2 protein-coding genes are annotated in these 2521 nt (G+C 63.0%); both read left to right on the plus strand.

Features of this window, described 5'->3' with window-relative positions; genetic code table 11:
- Window positions 1-162 precede the first annotated feature (162 nt).
- Window positions 163-1617, plus strand: coding sequence for an IS21 family transposase (istA, locus tag PARACOCCUSGL_RS0119985; protein ID WP_083825881.1), 1455 nt, complete (start codon window positions 163-165; stop codon window positions 1615-1617).
- Window positions 1614-2369, plus strand: coding sequence for an IS21-like element helper ATPase IstB (gene istB / locus PARACOCCUSGL_RS0119990; protein WP_010400875.1), 756 nt, complete (start codon window positions 1614-1616; stop codon window positions 2367-2369). The genes istA and istB overlap by 4 nt, the downstream gene beginning before the upstream one ends.
- Window positions 2370-2521: the final 152 nt, after the last annotated feature.

The raw sequence follows: 2521 nt of genomic DNA on the forward strand, positions 1-2521 counted from the left end.
TGAGAACGGCGGTGGGAAATTCGTCCACGGTAGCGGTGGCTTGGTGCTGCTGCGGGCGGCGTAAAAGTCGTCCACCTATTCCCTTTCTGCGGCGGCAGGGAGGGCGTGAGGATTTACAGCGTGGACCTATATCTGAGAGTTCGCCAGGCTTGCGCGGAAGGCATGAGCCAGCGGGAAGCGGCGCGGGTGTTCAACATCTCGCGTGACACGGTTGCGAAGATGATGACCTTCTCGGTGCCACCGGGCTACCGACGGACGGCCGAGGTCAGGCGGCCAAAGCTTGATCCTTTCATCCCGATCATCGAGGGCTGGCTGGAGGCGGACCGTTCGATGCCGCGCAAGCAGCGGCATACGGCCAAGCGGGTGTTCGACCGGCTTCGCGATGAGTGCGGCTTTACCGGCGGCTATACGATCATCAAGGACTACATTCGGGAGCGGGAACGGCGGGGCCAGGAGGTATTTGTGCCGCTGTCGCATCCGCCGGGCCATGCTCAGGCCGACTTCGGCGAGGCGCAGGTCCGGATCGGGGGCGTCGAGCAGAAGGCCCACTTCTTCGTGCTGGACCTGCCGCACAGCGATGCGTGCTATGTGCGGGCCTACCCTGCGGCGGTGGCCGAGGCCTGGGTTGACGGCCACATCCATGCCTTTGCGTTCTTCGGCGCGGTTCCCCAGTCTGTGCTCTACGACAACGACCGCTGCCTTGTGGCGAAGATCCTGCCCGACGGCACCCGCAAGCGGGCGGAGCTGTTCAGCGGCTTCCTGTCGCATTACCTGATCCGGGATCGCTATGGCCGCCCGGGCAAGGGAAACGACAAGGGTAATGTCGAGGGTCTGGTGGGCTATTCGCGGCGTAACTTCATGGTGCCGATGCCGGAGTTCGCGAGCTGGGAAGCGTTCAACCTCTGGCTGGAGGAGCAATGCCGCAAGCGACAGCGTGCTGTCTTGCGCGGTGAAAGCGAGACGATCGGGGAAAGACTGCAGCGTGACCTTGCCGCGATGCGCCCGCTCCCTGCGGCTCCCTTCGATGCCTGCGATCAGGAGACCGGCCGCGTCTCGTCGCAATCGCTCGTGCGCTACAAGACCAACGACTACTCGGTGCCCGTCGCCTACGGCCATCAGGATGTCTGGATCCGGGCCTATATGCATGAAGTGGTGATCGGTAGTCGTGGCGAGGTGATCGCCCGCCATCCCCGGTGCTGGGAACGCGATGAGATCGTCTTCGACCCGATCCATTACCTTCCGCTGATCGAGCAGAAGATCAATGCGCTCGACCAGGCAGCACCGTTGCAGGGCTGGGACCTACCAGAGGAGTTCGCCACGTTGCGCCGGCTGATGGAGGCGCGGATGAACCGCCATGGCCGACGCGAATATGTCCAGGTTCTGCGGCTTCTGGAGACTTTCGATCTCGCCGATCTGCGGGCTGCCGTGACGCAGGCCCTCCGGATGGGGGCGATCAGCTTTGATGCAGTGAAGCATCTTCTGCTTTGCCGGGTGGAGCGCCGACCACCGCGCCTGGACCTCGACTGCTATCCCTACCTGCCGAAGGCCACAGTCGAGAAGACCAGGGCCGTATCTTACATGCGGCTACTCTCGGTCGGTGCGGAGGGCGCGGCATGAATGATGCGCCGGAAATCCTGCTCGCCCATCACCTCAAGGCGCTGAAGCTGCCCACCTTCCTGCGCGAGCATCAGAAACTGGCCCGCCAATGCGCGACGGAAGGGCTGGACCATGTTAGATACCTAGCCCGGCTGGTCGAACTTGAACTGATCGATCGAGAACGGCGGATGGTGGACCGTCGCATCAAGGCCGCGAAGTTCCCGGCCGTCAAAAGCCTCGACAGCTTCGACTTTGCGGCTATCCCGAAGCTGAACAAGATACAGGTGCTGGAACTGGCCCGGTGCGAATGGATCGAACGGCGCGAGAATGTCATTGCCCTCGGCCCGTCCGGCACCGGCAAGACCCATGTCGCCCTCGGCATCGGGCTGGCCGCCTGTCAGAAGGGCCTGTCCGTTGGCTTTACCACCGCTGCGGCGCTGGTCAGCGAGATGATGGAGGCCCGCGATGAACGCCGCCTGCTACGCTTCCAGAAGCAGATGGCCGGATACAAGCTGCTCATCATCGACGAACTTGGCTTCGTGCCGTTGTCGAAGACCGGCGCCGAATTGCTGTTCGAGCTGATCTCGCAGCGCTATGAGCGCAGATCGACCCTGATCACCAGCAATCTGCCCTTCGATGAATGGACGGAAACCTTCGGTTCCGAGCGTCTCACCGGCGCGCTGCTCGACCGACTGACCCACCACGTCAACATCATCGAGATGAACGACGAAAGCTATCGCCTCGCCAACAGCACAGCCCGTAAACAGCGCTGATCACCATAAAATATCTACCCACGATTGGCCCTAAGGGGCCAGTGCGCCATGGCTCGCGCCAGCTATGTGGCCAGCGCGCGCGCCATGGCGCACCCCCCAACTGGCCGGACTTTACGCCGCCGCCCCGGCCGACTTTTGCTCCGCCGTTGACA

Origin of the sequence: Paracoccus sp. TRP (genome assembly GCF_000185925.1) — a bacterium.
In the GTDB taxonomy this organism is placed as follows: domain Bacteria; phylum Pseudomonadota; class Alphaproteobacteria; order Rhodobacterales; family Rhodobacteraceae; genus Paracoccus; species Paracoccus kondratievae.